Below are 21,228 nucleotides of genomic sequence, written 5' to 3' on the forward strand. Positions count from 1 at the left end.
CGGGGCGCCACGACCAGGGGCGTCCCCGGCAGGGCGTCACCGTCAGGCCCGGGCACCGGACCTGACGGCGTGGCCGGGCACGACGGCGTGCCCGGCGCGGAGGCGTGGCGCGCCGGTACCGGCCCGGTACCGCACGCCGCATGGCACGGCCCACCGTCGGGTACGGCCAGGCACGGAACACCGCCGGCGGGAGAAACCCCGTCGGCTCGGCACCATCAGCACGCGATCGAGCATGCTCGCGGCCCACCGGCCCTGACCGGCCACCGGACCGCCGAGGGGAGGAGAGTCCGGTGACCGCGATAAGGCCACTACAGGCCACGCCGGCCGAGAGCGTGGTCGGCGCGCCCAGACCGGCCGGCCGGCCCGAGCAGATGCCGGCGTCCGGGCCGACAGGCGCACCCGTCGCCCAGGGCCGGCCCGCGGCCCCGCCGCGCCCCCAGCCCCCGGCTGTCCACCATGTGGTGCTCTGCGTCAACGCCCCCGCGATGGCCGCCTCCGGACCCGACGGCCAGCTGCGCGGCCACGGACTGCACGGCTTCTACCGCAACGGCGTCCGGGTGGTCGCCCGGATGGAGCTGCGGCTCGGCGGCATGGAGCCGCTGCCGCTCCAGGGCACCCAGACCAGTGCGGCCCAGGCCCGCTTCCTCGGAGCCGTCCGCCTGCCCGGCGACCTCGACCCGGACCCGGCGCTCACCGTCGAACGGCTGCGCCACGCGGACGGCGTGGAGACCGTGACCGTGCGCAACACCGGCGCCCGGCCCGCCCGGCTGCCGCTGGAGATCGCCCTCGGCACCGACCTCGGCCCGGTCGCCGAGATCGCCGCCGGGCACCGCCCGCCCGACCTTCCGGGACAGGTGCAGTCCGCCGGGCTGCGCTGGGCTGGCCCGGTGCACAGCGCCGTGGTCAGCGCCAAGCCCTCCCCGCACGCCGTCCTGGCCGGCGCCGGAGTGCTCCGCTGGGACCTGGAGGTCCAGCCCGGCGCCCGCTGGTCGGTCGAGCTGCGTGCCGAACTGGAGAGCGCCCCCGGCGGCCCGCGCCCGCCGGGTGGGCGCGGCACCGGCGTCCCGCTGCCCTGGGCCGAACCGGAGGTGCGCAGTGACGACGTCCGGGCCGCCCTGCTGGTCTCCCGTTCGCTGGACGCCCTCGGCGGGCTGCTGTTCGCCGACCCGGACCGCCCGACCGACCTCTACCCGGCCTCCGGAGCGCCCTGGCGCTTCGGCCTCGCCCCGGCCGACGCGCTCTGGGCCGCCCGGCTGACCCTCCCGCTCGGCACCCGGCTCGCCGCCGGTACCCTGCGCGCGCTGGCCCGCCGTCAGCAGCTCGCCCCTGCCCCCGGGCGGGTCGAGGGCCTGCTGCCCGGCGCCCTGCGACACGGCGGCCCGGAGCTGCCGCCCACTTGCACCGCCACCGAGGCCACCCTGCTGTTCGTCACCGTGCTGGCCGAGGCCTGGCGCTGGGGGTTGCCCCGAGGGGAGGTCGCCGAACTGCTCCCGGCCGCCGAGCGGGCCCTGACCACCCTGCGCGAGGGTCTGGTCGACGGCTTCGTCACCGACCTGAGCCGCCCGGTGGAGGACCGGGCCGCCCACCCGGTGGCCGCGCGCGCGGAGGTCCAGGCGCAGGCCCACCGCGCCGCCCTGCACGGGGCCGAGCTCCTGGACGCCTTCGGCCGCCCGGGCGCCGAGGACTGGCGGAACTGGGCCGCCGGGCTGCGCGGCCGCTTCCGCGAGCGGTTCTGGATCGACGACCTCTCCGGCGGCCGCCCCGCCGCCGGACTGGCCCCGGGCGGTCAGCCGCTGCCGGCCGTCGCGACCTCCCTGGTGCACCTGCTCGACACCGGCCTCGCCGACGACGGCGGGCGGCACGAGAGCCTGCTGGACCGCGAGCAGACCAGGCTGCTCGCCCAGCGTCTGGTCGCGCCGGAGCTGGACAGCGGCTGGGGCCTGCGCACCCTCAGCGCCAAGTCCCCCCGCTTCAACCCGCTGGGCCATCGCGGCGGCGCGGTGCGGATCCACGAGACGGCGCTGGCGATCGCCGGACTCGCCGAGGCCGGCCACGAGAACGAGGCCGGCACTCTGCTGGAGGGCCTGCTCGCCGCGTCCGCCCACCTCGAGGGCCGGCTGCCGGAGATGTACGCGGGGGAGCAGCGCACCCCCGGCTGTCCGCCGGTGCCGCACCCCGCCGCCTGCCGTCCGGCGGCGGTTTCCGCGGCCGGAGCCGTCCACGCGGTGTTCGCGCTCGCCGGGGTCCGGCCCGACGTCCCGGGCGGCCGGGTGCTGGTCCGCCCGGCCAGCACCGCTCCGCTCGGCGAACTGGAGCTGACCGGTCTGCGGGTGGCGGGTGAGCCCTTCTCGGTCAGGGTCAGCCGGATCGGCGTGGCGATGGTGGAGGAGGCCTCAGCGGACCTTCAGCTGGTGGCCCGCTGACACCGGGCCCGACCGTGCAGGCCTGTCGGCCCCGGGCCTGCACGGTCGGCGCCGCGCCCGCCCCGCCAGCACCGCGCCCGCCCGGGCGCAGTCACCGGTGCTGCGCACCCCGTGCACTGGCCTGTGCTTATCGTCAGAGAGACGACTATGATCGTCGCCATGTCGCGTTACGATCCGTCGGCCTTCCCCCCATTCGCTGTCACGGTTGACCTGGTGGTGCTGACGGTGCGCGACCACTCGCTCTGCGCCCTGCTGGTCAGACGGGGCGAGCCGCCCTACCAGGGGTACTGGGCGCTGCCCGGCGGCTTCGTCCGCCCGGACGAGGGCCTGGCCGAAGCCGCCTCCCGTGAGCTGGCCGAGGAGACCGGCCTGCGCGCCCACTCCGCCCCCGGCCACGACGCAGTCGGCCCCGGTGCGGCCGGCGCCCACCTGGAGCAGCTCGCCACCTACGGCCACCCGCAGCGCGACCCCCGGATGCGCGTGGTCAGCGTCGCCTACCTGGTGCTCGCCCCCGACCTCCCGACGCCCCGGGCCGGCGGTGACGCCAGCAGCGCCCGCTGGGCCCCGGTCGGCGAACTCCTCGGCGAGAGCCCGGTCGACGGCGTCCCGCTCGCCTTCGACCACGGCCTGATCCTGGCCGACGGCGTGGAACGCGCCCGCTCCAAGATCGAGTACTCCTCGCTCGCGACCGCCTTCTGCCCGACCGAGTTCACCGTCGGCGAGCTGCGCCGCGTCTACGAGGCCGTCTGGGGTGTGGTCCTCGACCCGCGCAACTTCCACCGCAAGGTCACCGGTACCCCCGGCTTCCTGCTCCCCTCGGGCGGCACGACGACCCGTCAGGGGGGCCGCCCGGCCCAGCTCTTCACGGCGGGCGGCGCGACCGTCCTCAACCCGCCCATGCTCCGCCCGGAGTCCTGAGCACCCGGGGGTCCCGGAGCCGCCTCCGTGCGGGGCCGCCGAACGGCCCCGGTCCGGAGGCCGATGCGGTGCCGCCGACGCACAGTGTCGGTGGACGCTTCGGTCGCCGGACCGGAGGACTTTGGAGCTAGGGAGCCCCGTGATGGCCGCCGACGACATCTGTGCCAGACAGCGAGCCGGCATCGAGAGTTTGGTGGCGGACCGCAAGAGTCTCATCGCGACCACCACCGGAACCGAGCGGCAGCTGGCCGCCCTGAAGGCCGCGCATGCCGATCCGGCGACGATCGCCTCCGTGCAGGAGACGCTGAGCGCCGAGCAGGAGCAGTTGGCCGAGATCGCCGTCGCGGGCAAGGCCGCCGTCGAGGAGTTCCAGGGGGAGTGCGTCGACCAGCCGCTCCCGACGGGAGCCTCGGACTTCCTGTGACGGCCACAGCCACGGCACCGGCCACCGGCCGGGGCACCGACGGCCCCCGGAACACGCGCGCCCGTGAATCGCAGGATCGGATTGTCCCCTGATCGGGTGAGGCGGACGGCCGGTGGGCCCGTGGCGGTTCGGTAATGCCCGGAATCGGCGGTGCCGACCCCTAATGTGCTGGCGTCGAGCAGGTCGGCCGAGGGCATGGGAGTAGCCAGCGATGATCCAGATCACCGGACTGACCAGGGTGTATCGCAAGGGCGCCCCACCCGCCGTACTCGATCTGACCTTCGATGCCCGGCCCGGCATGGTGACCGTTCTGCTGGGTGACGAGGGAGCGGGCAAGTCCACGGCCCTGCGGCTGATGCTCGAACTGGAACGCGGCCGGGGCATCACGCTCTTCAACGGCCGCCCCTACCAGCGGATCCGCCACCCCGAGCGTGAGGTCGGCGTGCTGCTGCCCGGGCCGGGGGAGGGGGCCGCCGCGGTGGCCGGGCACCCGGGGCGCAAGGCGTCCGGCCACCTGCGGATGCTGGCCGCGGCCGTCGGCGTCCCCGCGCGGCGCGCCGACGAGCTGCTGGAGCAGACCCGGCTGGCCGCCGTCGCCGGTCGGCGGCTGCGTATCTTCTCGCCTGGCATGCACCGCCGGCTCGCCCTGGCCGCCGCGCTGCTCGGCGATCCCGGCACACTGCTGCTGGACGCGCCGACCGAGGGCCTGTCGCCGCGCAACGTCGAGTGGTTCCACTCCTTCCTGCGCTCCTTCGCGGTCGCGGGCGGGACGGTCCTGGTGACCACCCGAACCCCGCAGGAGGCCGCGCGGCTGGCGGACCGGGTGGTCACCCTGGACCGCGGCCGTCTGGTGGCCGACCAGCCGGTCTCGGAGTTCTGCCGGACCAGGCTCAGCCCCGAAGTCGCCGTCCGGGGTCCGCAGATGGCGCGGCTGGCCGACCTGCTGGTCAGCCACGGCGCCGAGGTGCGCCGGGACGGCGGTGCGGGTCTCGCGGTGGCGGGCATCGAGCGCACCGAGATCGGTGAACTCGCCTACCGCCACGGGATCCTGCTGCACGAGTTGGCCGACCGGGTGGTCGAGCAGCAGGCGCCCCGGGCCGCCCTGCCGGCCCCCGCCGGGCGCTCCGGCCAGCTCCGCCTCCAGCAGACGGCCGAACCGGCCCCCGAAGCGGAGCCGATCCCCGAGCCCAGTGCGGGCCGGCACGCTGAGTCGCACTCAGACCCGCACGTCGAGCCGCACCCCGACCCGTACGCCGAGTCGCACTCGGACCCGCACCCCGAGCCGACCCACCAGCCCGTGGTCGCCGAGCCCGCTACTCGGGGCCGCTCCCGGGACGACGCCTCCCTGCCCACCCGCGCGCTGCCCGTCGCCGCTGTGACGGCCGCCCTCCCGACCCTCGGCGCGGCCGCGGCCGCGGCCGCCGCCGACCAGGCCGACCCCGCCCCCACCGTCGCTCTGGACCGGCTCGTCCGCGACCAGCCCGCCCCGGCGCCGGGCCCCGCCCGGGCGAGCACTGCCGTCCCGGCAAACGCCACCGGCCGGGCGAGCACTGCCGCCCCGACCGGCACCACCGCCCGGTCAGACGACTCCGCCCGCACCGAGACCCAGCCCCCGCACTGGCGCCAGAGCGCCGCCGACCTGCTCACCGACGACACCGTCCGCCTCGGCCGCCTCACCATCGGCAAGGCTCCCGCCACCCCCGACGACCACCGGAGCGAGTGAACCGTGCGTGTCCTGGCCTACGAGCTGCGCCGCCTGCGCGGCCTGCGTTCCACCTGGCTGCTGCTCGCCGCCGTACTGCTCTGCGACGCCGTCGTGGCCGCCGTCCTGGCGAGCCAGGCCCCGCCCGGCCAGCTGGCCGGCCGGGCCGGGGTGCGGCTGCTGACCGCCGCCGTCCCGCTGATCCCGCTGCCCTTCGCGGCGCTCGGAGCCGGCGTGCTGGGCGCGCTCTCGTACGGCCACGAGGTGCGCCACCCGGGGCTGGCGGCCTCGCAGGTGGCGTACTCGCGCCGGGTGCGGCTGCTGCTGGCCAAGCTGCTGGTGGTCGCCCCGGTGGCTGCGCTGTTGGCGCTGGCCACCCTGCTGCTCGACACGGTGGCCGTGCACCTTGCGCTGCCGACCGGGGTGACGGTGGCGGCCTGGTCGGACCCGGCCGCGCTCTCCGGGCGCGCGTCCGGGGCGCTGGCCGCCGCCGGGCTGAACGCCCTCGGCGACCTGCCGGGCGTGTTCGCCCCGTTGGCGCTGTTGGCCGGGCACGGGGTGCCGGCCGCGCTGCTGGCCTTCGTCCTGCTGACCGTGGTGGCGGGCTGGACCGGTGTGCTGACCGCCTCGCTGACCCGCAGCGCCGTCGCCGGGATGCTGCTGCTGTGTGCGCTGCCGCCGCTGCTGGAGTCCGGCGTGGCCCTGCTGCTGCGCTGGACCGGTCGCCCGTGGCCGGGCCGGGCGGCCGAGCTGCTGCCGTTCCAGTCCGGCATCGAGTGGGCCTACGGCTTGGTGTACGGGGCAGCGCGCGGGGCGGTGGCCGGCAGCCCGGCGTTGACGGACCCGGCGTTTCTCGCGGCGGCCGTAGCCCCGCTGGCGGCCCTGCTGCTCACGGCCCTGATCGTCCAGACCCGCCGCCGCGCGCTGTAGCGCCGGCAGCGGGCCCGCGGGCAGCGCAGGCACCGTGGGCAACCGGCAGACCGCCCCGAACCACCAAGATCGACCAGCAGTGACCGCAATGTGCGGTTCTTCCTGATAAGAAGTCAATTATCCAGTCACGGTCGATCACCCTTTCGTGTGCTTTTCACGAGAATTCTCAAGCTGCGCCTGCCGATCGCCGACAAAGGAGGCGTGAGTACCCTTGCGCACCCCACCATGACCCCCGCCCGTTCCGCCGAAGGGCCCATCCCCGGCTCCGGCGACCTGGACCGCTTCTCGTACGCCGACCGGCCGACGCCGCCGGCGCCCCGCTGGGAGGGCGCCGAGTCCGACATCGCCCGGGTCGGCCGCAAGACCACCAGCAGCCGCGGTCGCGGTCTGCACGGTCAGCTGGTCCAGCAGCTCGGCCAGATGATCGTCTCCGGCGACCTCGGCGCCGACCGTCCGCTCGTGCCCGAGGAGATCGGCCAGCGGTTCGAGGTGTCCCGGACCGTCGTCCGCGAGTCGCTGCGCGTGCTGGAGGCCAAGGGCCTGGTCAGTGCCCGTCCGAACGTCGGCACCCGGGTCCGCCCGGTCAGCGACTGGAACCTGCTGGACCCGGACATCATCGAGTGGCGCGCCTTCGGCCCGCAGCGCGACGAGCAGCGCCGGGAGCTGTTCGAGCTCCGCTGGGCGATCGAGCCGCTGGCCGCCCGGCTCGCGGCCGGCCACGGCCGGGAGGACGTCCAGCAGCGGCTGGTCGAGCTGGTCGAGATCATGGGCCACGCCGCCGCCCAGGCCGACCTGTCCACCTACACCCGGGCCGACGCCGAGCTGCACGGCCTGGTCCTGCAGATGGCCGGCAACCGGATGCTGGAGCACCTGTCCGGGATCGTCTCCTGCGCCCTGCAGGTCTCGGGCGGCCCGGCGATCTCCTGCGAGCGGCCCTCAGAGTCCTCGGTCAGCCTGCACGCCCGGCTGATCGACGCGCTGGGCGCCGGCGACGGCACCGCGGGCGAGGCCGCGATGCGGGCGCTGCTCACCGTCCACCCCGAGATGGAGCCCTCCGTCCCTGCGCCCCGGGAGCACTGAGCGGGCTGTTCTCGACGAGCGGGCGCGCCGGGCGCGGCCCGCTCCTCCAGGGCCCTCCGGCCGCACCGCGCGGCGCAGCCGGAGGGCTCCTGCGCGGCGGTGGCGGCCCGAGAGCCCGCGACGGTCGCCCGGCCCCGGCCTCGCCGTCCAGGTCCGCGGGACGACGGCCCGCACCCGTACCGCGCCGTCGCAGCCCCCGACCGTATGGCCAGTCCATGACAACCAACTCCGGAGCGAGTGCGCGATGATGGATCCAGGCCCCCGGGCCGCGGGCGCCGAGCGGTGTGACCCGCGACACGAAGGCCATGCGTAACACTTGACGAGTAGCAGCGATGTGTCCTGAGCGAGAGCAGCTCCGGAATACTCCAACATGTCAGAATGCTGTGTTGGTCCGCGGCGCTGCTGCCGTCCTGCAAACCCAGTCCTCAAGCCCGAGTCGGTCGGAATCGACACCGCGCGTCCGGCGCGCGATCTCCTTCCCCGCCCGCTCGGGCGGCCGGTACGGGTTCGAGTCCACTCATCGTCCGAGAGGTTGTTCGTGTCGGCCAGCACATCCCGTTCGCTTCCCCCCGAGATCGCCGAGTCCGCGGCTCTGCTGGCGCTCATCGAGCGGGGCAAGGCCCAGGGGCAGATCGCCGGTGACGACGTGCGCCAGGCGTTCGAGGCGGACCAGATCCCGGTCACCAAGTGGAAGAACGTCATGCGCAGCCTCAACCAGGTGCTGATTGAGGAGGGGGTGGACCTCATGGTCAGCGCGGCCGAGCCGGCCGGCGCCAAGCGCAAGAGCGTTGCTGCCAAGAGCCCCACCAAGCGCACCGCCACCAAGGCTGTCACCACCCGGACCCCGGCCGCCCCGTCGGCCCCGACCAAGCCGCCCGTGCGGATCGCCCCCGGCGCGCCCGTCGCGGCTCCGGCCGTCGCGGCCGCCGCCGCGGCCCCCGCCCCCACGGTCTCCGCCGAGATCACCGTCGATGCGGCGACCGGTTCGGTCACCGAGGTGAAGGCGGCTCCGGCGAAGAAGGCCGTCCCGGCCAAGAAGACCGTGGCCAAGAAGACCGCCGCGCCGGCCAAGAAGGTCGCCGCCAAGAAGACCGCTACCGCCAAGGCCGGCAAGGGCGGCGACGAGGAGCTGCTCGGCGACGAGGAGCTGCTCGAGGAGGCCGCGCTGCCGGGCGACAAGGCCGAGGCCGAGGGCCCGGAGGAGGAGTCGGAGGGCTTCGTCCTCTCCGACGACGACGAGGACGACGCGCCGGCCCAGCAGGTCGCCGTCGCCGGTGCCACCGCCGACCCGGTCAAGGACTACCTGAAGCAGATCGGCAAGGTCCCGCTGCTCAACGCCGAGCAGGAGGTCGAGCTCGCCAAGCGCATCGAGGCCGGCCTGTTCGCCGAGGACAAGCTCTCGGCCGCCGACAAGCTCGCCCCGAAGCTCAAGCGCGAGCTGGAGATCATCGCCGAGGACGGCCGCCGGGCCAAGAACCACCTGCTGGAGGCCAACCTCCGCCTGGTGGTCTCGCTGGCCAAGCGCTACACCGGTCGCGGCATGCTCTTCCTGGACCTGATCCAGGAGGGCAACCTCGGTCTGATCCGTGCGGTCGAGAAGTTCGACTACACCAAGGGCTACAAGTTCTCGACGTACGCCACCTGGTGGATCCGTCAGGCGATCACCCGCGCCATGGCCGACCAGGCCCGCACCATCCGCATCCCGGTGCACATGGTCGAGGTCATCAACAAGCTGGCCCGCGTCCAGCGCCAGATGCTCCAGGACCTGGGCCGCGAGCCCACCCCGGAGGAGCTGGCCAAGGAGCTCGACATGACCCCCGAGAAGGTCATCGAGGTCCAGAAGTACGGCCGTGAGCCGATCTCGCTGCACACCCCGCTGGGCGAGGACGGCGACAGCGAGTTCGGTGACCTGATCGAGGACTCCGAGGCGGTCGTCCCGGCCGACGCGGTCTCCTTCACCCTGCTCCAGGAGCAGCTGCACTCGGTGCTGGACACCCTCTCCGAGCGCGAGGCCGGCGTGGTCTCGATGCGCTTCGGCCTGACGGACGGTCAGCCGAAGACGCTCGACGAGATCGGCAAGGTGTACGGGGTCACCCGTGAGCGCATCCGCCAGATCGAGTCGAAGACCATGTCGAAGCTGCGCCACCCGTCGCGCTCCCAGGTGCTGCGCGACTACCTGGACTGATCGGCCGTACGACGGCGCTCGCCCGCGGCAGGCGGAGCGAGCGCCGCGAGCACAGTGCGCAACGAAGGCCCGGAGCCGTACGGTTCCGGGCCTTCGGGCTGTTCGGTGCCGGGTTCGTCAGCGTCCGAGTGGTGCTTGTCGCTCGTCCGGGTGGCGGCGTCACCGGAAGCGGTCGCACAGCGTAGTTGATCACCTACGCTGTGCCGGTTGCCTGCTGCCGAGCCTTCTGGAGTCACGGTGCTGACCGACCCGGACCGCGCTGATCTGCCGACCCCCGCCCCGCCCCGGGCCGACCCGGCCGCCGCCCGGACGGGCCGTCGCCGCCGACGGGCCGCCGCGCTGGCGCTGCTCGCCGCCGTGCCCGTCCCGCTGGTCGCCCTCGGTGCGGCCGGCCCGGCCGAGGCGCAGCGCCGGGTGGTCGGCGGCAGCACCGTGAGCACTGTTGACCTCCCGTGGATCGTGGCGCTGGCCAGCCGCCAGCAGTTCGGCAGCGGGCGCTCCGGCCAGTTCTGCGGGGGAGCGCTGGTCACCCCGACCAAGGTGGTGACGGCGGCGCACTGCTTCTACGACGAGGCCAAGGGGCGGGTGGACCGGCCGGGGCTCAAGGTGATCGTCGGCCGGGACGACATGCGCGGCTCGGCCGGCCGCGAGGTGGCCGTCCAGTCGGTCTGGGTCCACCCCGACTACAACTTCGCGGCGAACATGAACGACGTCGCGGTGATCACCCTCGCCGACTCCCAGGGCGCCCGGCCGGTGGTCGAGCTGGTCGGCCAGGGCGAGAGTGCGCCGTACGCGGCCGGGACCAGGGCGCAGGTGTACGGCTGGGGTGACACCAGCGGGCGGGGCGACTACTCGCCGGTGCTGCGCGGGGTGGACGTGCCGATGGTCCCGGACCAGGCCTGTGCGCACGCCTACCCGGGCGGGCCGGACGGCAAGTTCGACGCCCGCGGCATGGTGTGCGCGGGCGAGGAGAAGGGCGGCAAGGACGCCTGCCAGGGCGACAGCGGTGGCCCGCTGATCGTCGGCGGCAGGCTGGTCGGCCTGGTGTCCTGGGGGACGGGCTGCGCCGAGGCGGGCCACCCCGGCGTCTACACCCGGGTGTCCTCGGTCACGGACGCGGTGCGCTCGGCGCTGTGAGCGTCGCCGCGAGTGATGGCGCGGTGACGTTCTGACGCCGTTTCGGGTCCGGCCGACCCGGCGGCGGTGCTCCGAGGGCGAACGCGGGAGAAGCGTCCGGAGAACAGCTGAGCCGGGTGGCCGGCCCCCGAAGGGTCCGGCCACCCGGCCCACCGGTCGCGCGCAGTGCGCGACCGGACACAGCTCGACGCTGGCTGCTGGTTACGGCGCCTGGGATCAGCGCTCGTCTTCGGCGGCCGTGGCGGCGGTGCTGGTGAGACGGCCGCTCTCGTCCTGTATCTCCACGGCGATCTTCTTGAGCTCGGGCTCGAACTTCCGGCCGTGGTGGGCACAGAAGAGCAGCTCTCCGCCGCTCGCGAGTACGACGCGCAGGTAGGCCTGGGCGCCGCAGCGGTCGCAGCGGTCAGCCGCGGTGAGCGGGCTCGCAGGTGTCAGAACAGTAGTCACGTCGCCTCTTCTCTAGCTCGACGAGCTGTCGTACCAGGGTCAACATCCAACCAGGCCGAAAACGTTCCCGCTCGTGGCTTTTCTTCTCTGAGGATTCTGCTGTGTTGATGAGGACGTGCCCCGGGCGTCGGTGGTTCATGCGTGCCGAATCCCGGGATCCGCCCGTCGCTCGAACGCCCGATCGGGATCGGGTCCGAGGTCCGCGTAGCATAATCCTCTGCCGGGTTGGAGCATAAGCCCCGTCCCGGGCCCCGGTAGCCTGCATAACGGCAGTTCCGGAGGCTGCGCCGGACCCCACGATCCGCCAGGACCGGTGGTACCGGGAGGAGATGGCGCCCCCAGGGCCCACGCCCGGGCGCGGTCCTTGTTCGCGCAGCGCGTACAAGCTGCGCGGGACAGGCCTGCCGTGCTGTGCGCCTGCAGTAGGGGTGCCAGCACACAGAGCGACGACTGTCAGTGTGGCGTGCTGCACTGGCGGTTGGACCGGATGCGTCCGGATGTGACCGATGAGACAGAACTTCACCGAGGAGAGTGCCGCGTGAGTGCCGAAACGACCGTGCCGTCCGCGCTGCTGGCCGGCGACGACGGTTCCAACTACACCGCGCGGCACCTGCTCGTCCTGGAGGGCCTGGAGGCGGTCCGCAAGCGCCCCGGCATGTACATCGGCTCGACCGACAGCCGCGGCCTGATGCACTGCCTCTGGGAGATCATCGACAACTCCGTCGACGAGGCGCTGGGCGGCCACTGCGACCACATCGAGGTCGTGCTGCACCCGGACTCCTCGGTCGAGGTCCGCGACAACGGCCGCGGCATCCCGGTCGACGTCGAGCCCAAGACCGGGCTGTCCGGCGTCGAGGTCGTGATGACCAAGCTGCACGCCGGCGGCAAGTTCGGCGGCGGCTCCTACGCGGCCTCCGGCGGTCTGCACGGTGTCGGCGCCTCCGTCGTCAACGCGCTCTCCGCCCGCCTGGACGTCGAGGTCGACCGCAGCGGCCACACCCACGCGATCAGCTTCCGCCGCGGCACCCCCGGCATCTTCACCGAGGCCGGTCCGGACTCGCCCTTCGAGCCGGCCAACGGCCTCAGCAAGAGCCGCAAGGTGCCGAAGACCCGCACCGGCACCCGGATCCGCTACTGGGCCGACCGGCAGATCTTCCTCAAGGACGCCAAGCTCTCCCTGGAGAACCTGCACAACCGCGCCCGGCAGACCGCCTTCCTGGTCCCCGGCCTGACCATCGTCGTGCGTGACGAGCGGCTCACCGAGAGCGAGCAGGTCGAGGAGTCGGTCTTCCACTACGACGGCGGCATCGCCGAGTTCTGCGAGTTCCTGGCCCCCGACAAGCCGGTCTCGGACGTGCTGCGGCTGCACGGTGAGGGCACCTTCAAGGAGACCGTGCCCGTCCTGGACGAGCTCGGCCACATGACCCCCACCGAGGTCACCCGCCACCTCGGGGTGGACATCGCGCTGCGCTGGGGCACCGGTTACGACACCACCCTGCGCTCCTTCGTCAACATCATCGCCACCCCCAAGGGCGGCACCCACGTCACCGGCTTCGAGCGCTCGCTGGCCAAGACCGTCAACGAGGTGCTGCGCGCCAGCAAGCTGCTGCGCGTCGCCGAGGACGACATCACCAAGGACGACGCCACCGAGGGCCTCACCGCGGTGGTCACCGTCCGGCTCGCCGAGCCGCAGTTCGAGGGCCAGACCAAGGAGGTGCTCGGCACCTCGGCGGCCAACCGGATCGTCGCCGCCGTCGTCGCCAAGGAGCTCAAGGCCTTCCTCACCTCGGCCAAGAAGGACGAGAAGCTGCAGGCCCGGGCCGTGCTGGAGAAGGTGGTCGCGGCCGCCCGCACCCGGGTCGCCGCCCGCCAGCACAAGGAGGCCCAGCGTCGGAAGACCGCGCTGGAGACCAGCTCGCTGCCGGCCAAGCTGGCCGACTGCCGCAGCGACGACGTCGAACGCAGCGAACTGTTCATCGTCGAGGGTGACTCCGCGCTCGGCACCGCCAAGCTCGCCCGCAACTCCGAGTTCCAGGCGCTGCTGCCGATCCGCGGCAAGATCCTCAACGTGCAGAAGGCCTCGGTGAGCGACATGCTCAAGAACGCCGAGTGCGCCGCGATCATCCAGGTCATAGGAGCCGGCTCGGGCCGCACCTTCGACATCGACCAGGCCCGCTACGGCCGGGTCATCTTCATGGCCGACGCCGATGTCGACGGCTCGCACATCCGCACCCTGCTGCTGACCCTCTTCCACCGCTACATGCGGCCGATGGTCGAGCAGGGCCGGGTCTTCGCCGCCGTGCCGCCGCTGCACCGGATCGAGCTCACCAACCCCAAGCGCGGCCAGGAGAAGTACCACTACACCTACTCCGACGCCGAACTGCGCTCGACCCTGCTGGAGTTCCAGCGCAAGGGGATGCGCTGGAAGGAGCCGGTGCAGCGCTACAAGGGTCTGGGCGAGATGGACGCCGACCAGCTGGCCGAGACCACCATGGACCCGCGCCACCGCACGCTGCGCCGGATCAACCTGGGCGACCTCGAACAGGCCGAGAAGATCTTCGACCTGCTGATGGGCAACGACGTCGCCCCGCGCAAGGAGTTCATCGTGGACTCGGCGGCCACCCTGGACCGCTCGCGCATCGACGCCTGATCCCGGGCAGTGCGCGAGGGCTCTCCACCCACGGGTGGAGGGCCCTCGCGTTCCGGGTTCCACCCGGGGTCCACCCCGGTTCCGATCAGCGGGAACCGTCGGATCCGTAGCGTCGGAGAGGTCAGAACAAGCCTCTCCTCGGGACGGATGATCCGATGCCTGCCGTAGCCAACCTCCTCGTGATCGCCGCGGTGACGGTCCTGGTGGTCCAGCGCCAGATGCGCGTCCAACGCCTGGACACCGAGCGCCGCTTCTGGTTGCTGCCGCTGATCCTGGGCGTGCTCGCGCTGCGCGATCCGCAGATCATCGACCACCAGCACGCCGCGCTGTCGGCCGCCCTGCTGGCTGCCGGAATGGTAGCCGTGCTCGCGATGGGCACCGTCTGGGGCTGGACCGTCCGGATCTGGCGGGCCGCGGACGGTACCGTCCTGCTCAAGGGCACCAAGACCACCCTGGCCGCCTGGGGTGGGATGATCGCCATCCGGATCGGGCTCTACGCGCTCGGCTCGGCCCTGGGCGTCCATCAGGCGGGCAGCACGCTGATGCTCGGCATGGCGGTCCTGCTGCTGGTCCGCTCGCTCGTGGTGAACTTCAGGGCCCGGACGCTGGAGCCCGCGCAGACCGCCGCCGTCCTGCACTGACCCATCGCCGTGAGCACCGAGGAGGCACCCGTGGCCGGGAGGTACTGGACCCGCTGGCCGTCCCGGGAGGGACTGGAGCGCGAGGCCGAGAGCCGGCCGCGGCGGGTCCTCACCGTGTTCGGCCGGAGCGTCCTGCTGGTCATCGTCGGGTGGGGGACCTTCTCCGACGGCAAGTACGCCGGCTGGGCGGTGGCGGCCGCAGCGGCCGGGCTGGCCGCGGCCATCGCGCTGTGCGCGCTGTACCTGCGCGCCACCCGGGAGCAGCGTCCGGCGGCCTCGTACCTGCTGGCCGCCGTCCTGGTCGGCGGCGCCTGGCTCGCCAACTGGGGGCTGGCCTACACGCTGGCCGACTTCCTCTGGATCGGGCTGGCCGCGACGGTACTGATCCGGCTGCCGCCCGGGCCCGCGCTGCTCGCCACGGCGGCCGCGCTGGGCTCGTACACGATGGCTTCCCCGGCGAGCTGGCTCAGCATCTCCGCCACCGTCGGCGGTTGCGTCCTGGTCGGCTTCCTGCTGCGGTTGGACATCGAGGCGCGCGGCACCGCCCGCAGGCTGCTCGCCCAGGAGCGCGCCGCCCGGGCCGCCGAGGCGGAGAGCGCGGCGCTCGCCGAACGGGCCAGGATCGCCCGGGAGATCCACGACGTGCTCGCCCACAGCCTCTCCGCGCAACTGGTCCACCTGGAGGCGGCCCGGCTGATGCTGGACGCCGGGACCGACCGCGAGCAGATCCGCGAACGGGTCGTCGCCGCCCGGCGGATGGCGCAGGACGGTCTGGCCGAGACCCGGCAGGCGCTGTCCGCGCTGCGCGGGGAGTTCACTGCGGTCGGCGAGTTCCTGGTGGAGCTGACCGAGCGCGAGCGGGCCGTGCTCACCGTCACCGGTACGCCCCGGCCGCTGGCCGCCGAGGCCGGACTGGCGGTGCGGCGCACCGCGCAGGAGGCGGTGACCAACGTCCGCAAGCACGCGCCGGGTGCCCGGTGCACCGTCGAACTGCGCTACCTGGACGGGGCGGTGGAGCTGGAGGTACGCAACACCCGGGCGCCGCGCGGCGAGTCCTCCGGAGAGCTGGCCGACAGCGGCAGCGGGTACGGTCTGCTGGGGATGCGCGAACGCGCGGAACTGCTCGGCGGCACCCTGCTGGCGGGCCCGGAGGACGGAGGATGGCGCGTGCTGCTGCGGGTGCCGGAATGAGTGAGCGCGACGAACCCCTCATCGGGAGGTGCGGATTCCGCGAAGCGATCGCCGGGCGCCGCGAGGTGGACGCATGAGCGGGACGGTCACCAGGGTGCTGGTGGCGGACGACCAGACCGTGGTGCGTGAGGGCATCGTGATGCTGCTGGGGCTGCTGCCCGGCATCGAGGTGGTCGGCGCGGCGGCGGACGGGGAGGAGGCCGTGGCCCTGGTGGAGCGTCATCACCCGCACGTGGTGCTGATGGACCTGCGGATGCCGCGGGTGGACGGTGTCGAGGCGACCAGGCGGATCCGGGCCGCCCACCCGGAGACCGAGGTCGTGGTGCTCACCACCTACGCCGACGACGACTCGCTGTTCCCGGCGCTGCAGGCCGGTGCGCGAGGCTACCTCACCAAGGACGCCGGCGGTGAGGAGATCGCCAAGGCCATCGCGGACGTCCGCGCGGGTGCGGCCGGTCTCTCCCCGCAGGTCCAACTCCGCTTGCTGGAACGGCTCTCGGAGAAGCCGGCCCAGCCCGCGCCGACCGCCGGGCGGCCCGCCGCCCGGCCCGGGGAGCTGCCGGACGGGCTGACCGTGCGGGAGGCCGAAGTGCTCGCGCTGATCGCCGAGGGGCTCTCCAACACCGAGATCGCCCAGCGGCTGTTCGTCAGCCAGGCCACCGTGAAGACGCACATCAACAACCTGTTCGCCAAGACCGCGGTGCGGGACCGGGCACAGGCCGTCGCGTACGCCTTCCGTCACGGAATCACCGGTACGCAGCAGTAGTCGGATGAGTGTCCGTCAGATGATCGACCACCTCATCGGGTGAACGTATCTGCGATGGTCAGGGGCGGTGGCCGGTGGCCCCCATGATGGTTCGGGTCAGAACGCCCGGCCCGGCCCAGGAGCAGCAGTGCCACAGCAGCAGACCAGCAGTCCCGGCCAGGGGCAGCGATTCGACTGGTGGGCCGCTCCGGCCGCCGCCACCGCGTCCGAGCCAGCTGTCGCACCCCGCCGAACGGCCGTACCGGCCCAGCCGGTGTCCACCCGTACGGCCGCCACCCAGTCGGCCGCAGCCCCCGAGCTCGCGGCCGCGCCGCTCGCCCCGGCCGTCGTGCCGCAGGAGCCGTCGGCGCCGACGAGCACCACCGACAGCACCGAGGTCTACCGGTCGGTCCAGGCCAGCGCGGCCTTCCAGGACATCCGCCGCAGCTACCGGGTGTTCGTCTTCCCGGTCAGCGGCGCATTCCTCGGCTGGTACCTGGTGTACGTCGCCGCCGAGGCCGTCGCCCCCGGCGTGATGCGCAGCCGGGTGGCCGGCCCGATCAACGTGGCCTGGCTGCTCGGCCTGCTGCAGTTCGCCACCACCTTCCTGCTCACCTGGCTCTACGCCCGCAACGCCCGGACCAAGCGCGACCGCGCCGCCCTGGGCCTGCGCTGGGACACCCAGGACCAGCTGCGATGACGACCCTGATGAACGCGGTGACGACCGCCGCCACCCCGCCGCCCGTCGCCCCCACCGGCGACCACCACGACCTGGCGATCGTGCTGTTCGCCGTCATCGTCCTGGTCACCCTGGGCATCACCCTCTGGGTCGGCCGCCAGGGCAACGCCGCCGAGGACTTCTACGTCGGCGGCCGCGACTTCACCCCGCTGCAGAACGGCTTCGCCCTCTCCGGCGACTACCTCTCCGCCGCCTCCTTCCTCGGCGTCGCCGGACTGATCGCCCTGTACGGCTACGACGGCGTGCTCTACAGCATCGGGTTCCTGGTCGCCTGGCTGGTCGTGCTGATGCTGGTCGCCGAACTCGTCCGCAACGCCGGCCGGTACACCCTCGCCGACGTGCTCGCGTTGCGGCTGCGCCGCCGCAGGGTGCGCGCGGCCGCCGGCGGCGCCAGCGTCGTGGTCACCCTGCTCTACCTGGTCGCCCAGATGGTCGGCGCCGGCTCGCTGGTCGCCCTGCTGCTCGGTACCAACAGCTCCCAGGCCCGGACCTGGACCATCATCGCCGTCGGCGCTCTGATGATCGTCTATGTCACGGTCGGCGGGATGCGGGCCACCACCTGGATCCAGATCGTCAAGGCCTTCCTGCTGATCGCCGGCTCGGTGCTGCTCACCGTGCTGCTGGTGGTCCGCTTCCACGGCGACCTGTTCGAGCTGATGCGCCAGGCCGCCGAGCACAGCGGCGCCGGGCACCGCTACCTCGAACCGGGCCTGAAGTACGGCGCCACCTTCACCAGCCGGCTGGACTTCTTCAGTCTGGGCCTGGCGCTGGTGCTGGGCACCGCCGGCCTGCCGCACATCCTGTCCCGCTTCTACACCGTGCCCACCGCGCGGGCCGCCCGCCGCTCCACGATGTGGGCGATCGGGCTGGTCGGCGGCTTCTACCTGATGGCCATCGCGCTCGGCCTCGGTGCCTCCGCACTGGTCGGATCGGCCGAGGTGCGGCACGCCAACCCGGCCGGGAACACCGCCGTCCCGCTGCTCGCCCTGGTGCTCGGCGGTGGCAACGGCAGCACCGGCGGGGTGGTGCTGTTCGCACTGATCTCGGCGATCGCCTTCGCCACCATCCTCGCCGTGGTCGCCGGGCTGACCCTGGCCTCCTCGGCGGCCTTCGCCCACGACATCTGGGCGGGCGCCTGGCGGGGCCACCCGCGTCGCGGTCGTGCGGCCGAGGTCAGGGAGAAGCCCAGCGAGCAGCAGGAGGTGGTGGTCGCCCGGTTCGCCGCCGCCGGGATCGGCGCCGTCGCGATCGTGATCAGCCTGTACGCCCAGCAGCTGAACGTCGCTTTCCTGGTCGGCCTGGCCTTCGCGGTGGCCGCATCCTCCAACCTGCCGGTGCTGCTGTACAGCCTGTTCTGGTCGCGGTTCACCGCCCGGGGCGCGGTCTGGTCGGTGTACGGCGGGCTGGTCCCGGCGATCGTGCTGGTGTTCTTCTCGCCGGTGGTCTCCGGTTCCAAGGCGGCGCTGTTCCCCGGCGTCGACTTCCACTGGTTCCCGCTGGAGAACCCCGGCATCGTCTCCATCCCGCTCGGCTTCCTGGCCGGCTGGCTCGGGACGCTCACCTCGCCCGAGCCCGCCGACGCGGACCGCTTCGCCGAGCTGGAGGTGCGTGCCCTCACCGGTGCGGGCGCGGCCTAGGGCTTGCCCTGAGCGTCGCGCCCCGGGGAACCCCGGCGGGCCTGGGGCCGCCGGGGTTCCCCCGTGTCCGCATGCCGGGCTACGCCCTGGCGGCCAGTCCGTAGCGGTGTTCCGGGCGGCCGGTGTCGCCGTAGCGCAGGGTCAGCCGCAGCCGGCTGTCCCGTTCCAGCTGCTTGAGGTAGCGCTGCGCCGTCGAGCGGCTGAGCCCGGTGGCGTCGGCGACCTCCTGGGCGGACAGCGGCCGGCCCGCCCGGCGCAGCACGCCCAGCACCAGGTCGGTGGTCGGCGCCGAGTGCCCCTTCGGCAGCGCGCCGGCCGGGGCGGAGACGCTGCGCAGGGTCGCGAACAGCCGGTCCACCTCGTCCTGGCCGGCCTCCCGGGCCGGTGCGGTCAGCGCGTGCCGCAGTTGGGCGTACGAGACCAGCTTGTCCCGCAGCCCGGCGAAGGTGAACGGCTTGACCAGGTACTGCAGTGCGCCGTGCTGCATCGCGGCGTGGACGGTGGAGACGTCCCGGGCCGCGGTCACCATCATCACGTCGCAGGCCACCTGGCGTTCCCGCAGCCGCCGGACCAGGGCCAGGCCGGTCTCGTCCGGCAGGTGGTGGTCGAGCAGCAGCAGGTCCACCGGGCGGCGCTCCAGCGCGGCCAGCGCCTCCCCGGCCGAGTGCGCGGTGCCCGTGACCCGGAAGCCCGGGACCTTGGCCACGTAAGCGGCGTGCACGTCCGCGACCCGGAAGTCGTCGTCCACCACGAGTACGTCGATCATCACGCCTCCACGAGCTGAGTGGTGAGCAGGGCCTCGGGCAGCTCGACAGTGAACCGGGCGCCGCCGAGCGGGCCGGAGTCGAGCACGATCCGGCCGCCGGTGCGTTCGACCAGCCGCCGCACCATCGCCAGGCCCAGCCCGCGCGGACGGTGCGCGGGTGCCTCCTTGCTGGTCCACCCCTCCTCGAAGACCTGCTCGCGCAGCTCCTCCGGCACCCCCGGGCCGCTGTCCGCGACCTGCAGCAGCAGCGTGGAGCCGGCCGCCGCCAGCGTCACCGCCACCTGCCCGCCCCCGGCGGGCGCCAGGGCGTCGACCGCGTTGTCGACCAGGTTGCCGAGCACCGTCACCAGCGCCCGGGCGTCCACCACCGCGTCCGGCAGGTGGGCCGCCGGGGCCAGCACCAGCCGCACCCCGCGCTCGCCGGCCACCGCCGTCTTGCCCGCCAGCAGGGCCGCCACGTGGGGGTCCTGCACCTGTTCGGCGATCTTGGCGGCGACCACGGCGTGCGAGCCGGACTGCTCGGAGATGAAGGCGACCGCCTGCTCGTGGCGGCCGAGCTCCAGCAGGCCGAGCAGGGTGTGCATCCGGTTGGCGTGCTCGTGGTCCTGGGCGCGCAGGGCCTCGGTCAGGCTGCGGGTGGTGTCCAGCTCGCGGACCAGTGACTCCAGCTCGGTGCGGTCGCGCAGCGTCACCACCGCGCCGCCCTCGGGCCCGGCCGAGGCCGTGGCCATCCGGTTCACCACCAGCACCCGGTCGTCCCGGACGGCCGGCAGGTCGGCGCCGGTGATCCGGCCGGTCAGCACGTCGGTCAGCCGGCCCGGCGGCAGCACCTCGGCGATCGGGCGGCCGGTGCAGTCCTCGGGCAGGCCGAGCAGCCGGACGGCCTCGTCGTTGGCCAGCCGGATCCGGCCGCGCTCGTCCAGCGCCACCATGCCCTCGCGGATGCCGTGCAGCATCGCCTCGCGTTCGACCAGCAGCGCCGAGATGTCGGCGAGCGCGATGTTGTGGGTACGGCGCTTGAGCCGGCGGGCCAGCGCGAGGGTGGCGACGGTGCCGGCGGCCAGGCCGGCGCCGGCGCACAGCAGGATGCCGGTGAGCATCTTCAGCAGACGGCGGCGGATCGAGTCGTCGCTGATGCCGACCGACACCTCGCCGACGATCCGGCCGTCCGCCATCCGCAGCGGCACCTTGCCGCGGGCGGTGCGGCCCAGGGTGCCCTGCTGGATCGCGGTGACGCTGCGGCCGCTGAGGGCGGGCTCCGGGTCGGTGCTGACCCGGTGGCCGATCCGGCCCGGGTCGGTGTGCGAGAGGCGGATCCCGTCCAGGTCGGTGACCACCACGAAGCTGGCGCCGGTGGCCAGCCGGATCTGCTCGGCGTTGCGCTGGGCGGTGACCACGTCGCGGGCGGCGGCGGCCCGGGCGATGGTCTCGTCGGTGGCGGTGGCCTGGGCGATGGACAGCGCGCGCTGCATCGCGTCGTGGTCCAGCTCGCTGCTGACCGGGGCCAGGAACAGTCCGGCCGTCACCGTGGTGACGCCGACGGTGACGACGGTCTGGCTCAGCAGCAGTTGCGCGAAGACCCGGCGGGGCCAGCGGGGGAGCTTCATCCGGGC

The 21,228-nt window shown here is 73.7% G+C and carries 17 protein-coding genes; 14 read left to right on the forward strand and 3 right to left on the reverse strand.

Annotation, left to right across the window (positions count from 1 at the left end; genetic code table 11):
- Nucleotides 1–290: 290 nt before the first annotated feature.
- From ACGF12_RS08865 to ACGF12_RS08900, 8 genes are all read left to right on the forward strand, one after another.
- On the forward strand, nucleotides 291–2,423 hold the full coding sequence (locus tag ACGF12_RS08865; protein ID WP_393027367.1) for a glycogen debranching N-terminal domain-containing protein: 2,133 nt from the start codon (nucleotides 291–293) through the stop codon (nucleotides 2,421–2,423).
- Between the two features lie 159 nt (nucleotides 2,424–2,582).
- Entirely contained in the window at nucleotides 2,583–3,341 is a 759-nt protein-coding gene (locus tag ACGF12_RS08870) for an NUDIX domain-containing protein (protein WP_387620383.1), read from the forward strand.
- Between the two features lie 142 nt (nucleotides 3,342–3,483).
- A complete protein-coding gene (locus tag ACGF12_RS08875; protein WP_393027370.1) occupies nucleotides 3,484–3,765 on the forward strand; it encodes a hypothetical protein in 282 nt (93 codons plus the stop codon).
- 211 nt (nucleotides 3,766–3,976) lie between these two features.
- A complete protein-coding gene (locus tag ACGF12_RS08880) occupies nucleotides 3,977–5,488 on the forward strand; it encodes an ATP-binding cassette domain-containing protein (RefSeq protein ID WP_393027372.1) in 1,512 nt (503 codons plus the stop codon).
- A gap of 3 nt (nucleotides 5,489–5,491) precedes the next feature.
- Complete coding sequence (locus tag ACGF12_RS08885) at nucleotides 5,492–6,397, forward strand: hypothetical protein (protein ID WP_393027374.1); 906 nt, start codon at nucleotides 5,492–5,494, stop codon at nucleotides 6,395–6,397.
- A gap of 147 nt (nucleotides 6,398–6,544) precedes the next feature.
- A complete protein-coding gene (locus ACGF12_RS08890) occupies nucleotides 6,545–7,477 on the forward strand; it encodes a FadR/GntR family transcriptional regulator (protein ID WP_393027376.1) in 933 nt (310 codons plus the stop codon).
- Between the two features lie 538 nt (nucleotides 7,478–8,015).
- On the forward strand, nucleotides 8,016–9,662 hold the full coding sequence (locus tag ACGF12_RS08895) for an RNA polymerase sigma factor (protein WP_393027378.1): 1,647 nt from the start codon (nucleotides 8,016–8,018) through the stop codon (nucleotides 9,660–9,662).
- Nucleotides 9,663–9,869: 207 nt separating this feature from the next.
- Nucleotides 9,870–10,799, forward strand: a complete 930-nt coding sequence (locus ACGF12_RS08900; protein WP_393027380.1) for a S1 family peptidase — start codon at nucleotides 9,870–9,872, stop codon at nucleotides 10,797–10,799.
- Nucleotides 10,800–11,015: 216 nt separating this feature from the next.
- On the opposite strand, the gene ACGF12_RS08905 is transcribed toward ACGF12_RS08900, so the two are convergent.
- A complete protein-coding gene (locus ACGF12_RS08905) occupies nucleotides 11,016–11,246 on the reverse strand; it encodes a hypothetical protein (protein WP_393027382.1) in 231 nt (76 codons plus the stop codon).
- 538 nt (nucleotides 11,247–11,784) lie between these two features.
- On the opposite strand from ACGF12_RS08905, the gene ACGF12_RS08910 reads away from it, so the two are divergent.
- The 6 genes from ACGF12_RS08910 to ACGF12_RS08935 all read left to right on the forward strand — a co-directional run bounded on the left by ACGF12_RS08910 (nucleotide 11,785) and on the right by ACGF12_RS08935 (nucleotide 18,849).
- On the forward strand, nucleotides 11,785–13,896 hold the full coding sequence (locus ACGF12_RS08910; RefSeq protein ID WP_393027384.1) for a type IIA DNA topoisomerase subunit B: 2,112 nt from the start codon (nucleotides 11,785–11,787) through the stop codon (nucleotides 13,894–13,896).
- Nucleotides 13,897–14,051: 155 nt separating this feature from the next.
- Nucleotides 14,052–14,537 (forward strand): DUF1453 domain-containing protein, encoded by a 486-nt coding sequence (locus ACGF12_RS08915; protein WP_393027386.1) that lies wholly within the window; start codon nucleotides 14,052–14,054, stop codon nucleotides 14,535–14,537.
- A 30-nt stretch (nucleotides 14,538–14,567) separates the two neighbouring features.
- Complete coding sequence (locus ACGF12_RS08920) at nucleotides 14,568–15,728, forward strand: sensor histidine kinase (RefSeq protein ID WP_393027388.1); 1,161 nt, start codon at nucleotides 14,568–14,570, stop codon at nucleotides 15,726–15,728.
- Nucleotides 15,729–15,801: 73 nt separating this feature from the next.
- A complete protein-coding gene (locus tag ACGF12_RS08925; RefSeq protein ID WP_393027390.1) occupies nucleotides 15,802–16,494 on the forward strand; it encodes a response regulator in 693 nt (230 codons plus the stop codon).
- Nucleotides 16,495–16,621: 127 nt separating this feature from the next.
- Nucleotides 16,622–17,173, forward strand: coding sequence for a DUF485 domain-containing protein (locus tag ACGF12_RS08930; RefSeq protein WP_393027392.1), 552 nt, complete (start codon nucleotides 16,622–16,624; stop codon nucleotides 17,171–17,173).
- Nucleotides 17,170–18,849 (forward strand): cation acetate symporter, encoded by a 1,680-nt coding sequence (locus ACGF12_RS08935; protein ID WP_393027394.1) that lies wholly within the window; start codon nucleotides 17,170–17,172, stop codon nucleotides 18,847–18,849. Before ACGF12_RS08930 ends, ACGF12_RS08935 begins: the two co-directional genes overlap by 4 nt.
- A gap of 79 nt (nucleotides 18,850–18,928) precedes the next feature.
- Here the strand turns inward: ACGF12_RS08935 and ACGF12_RS08940 are convergent, their stop codons facing one another.
- Together ACGF12_RS08940 and ACGF12_RS08945 are read right to left on the reverse strand one after the other, a co-directional pair.
- Nucleotides 18,929–19,615 (reverse strand): response regulator, encoded by a 687-nt coding sequence (locus ACGF12_RS08940; protein ID WP_393027396.1) that lies wholly within the window; start codon nucleotides 19,613–19,615, stop codon nucleotides 18,929–18,931.
- Nucleotides 19,615–21,222, reverse strand: coding sequence for an ATP-binding protein (locus ACGF12_RS08945; protein WP_393027398.1), 1,608 nt, complete (start codon nucleotides 21,220–21,222; stop codon nucleotides 19,615–19,617). Before ACGF12_RS08945 ends, ACGF12_RS08940 begins: the two co-directional genes overlap by 1 nt.
- Nucleotides 21,223–21,228: the final 6 nt, after the last annotated feature.

Source organism: Kitasatospora sp. NPDC048296, from assembly GCF_043201815.1.
Lineage (GTDB): Bacteria > Actinomycetota > Actinomycetes > Streptomycetales > Streptomycetaceae > Kitasatospora.

Coding starts and splice junctions, on each gene's coding strand:
- ACGF12_RS08915 (WP_393027386.1), top strand. CDS start 14,052: ATGCCTGCCGTAGCCAACCTCCTCGTGATCGCCGCGGTGACGGTCCTG.
- ACGF12_RS08870 (WP_387620383.1), top strand. CDS start 2,583: ATGTCGCGTTACGATCCGTCGGCCTTCCCCCCATTCGCTGTCACGGTT.
- ACGF12_RS08935 (WP_393027394.1), top strand. CDS start 17,170: ATGACGACCCTGATGAACGCGGTGACGACCGCCGCCACCCCGCCGCCC.
- ACGF12_RS08945 (WP_393027398.1), bottom strand. CDS start 21,222: ATGAAGCTCCCCCGCTGGCCCCGCCGGGTCTTCGCGCAACTGCTGCTG.
- ACGF12_RS08940 (WP_393027396.1), bottom strand. CDS start 19,615: ATGATCGACGTACTCGTGGTGGACGACGACTTCCGGGTCGCGGACGTG.
- ACGF12_RS08875 (WP_393027370.1), top strand. CDS start 3,484: ATGGCCGCCGACGACATCTGTGCCAGACAGCGAGCCGGCATCGAGAGT.
- ACGF12_RS08925 (WP_393027390.1), top strand. CDS start 15,802: ATGAGCGGGACGGTCACCAGGGTGCTGGTGGCGGACGACCAGACCGTG.
- ACGF12_RS08880 (WP_393027372.1), top strand. CDS start 3,977: ATGATCCAGATCACCGGACTGACCAGGGTGTATCGCAAGGGCGCCCCA.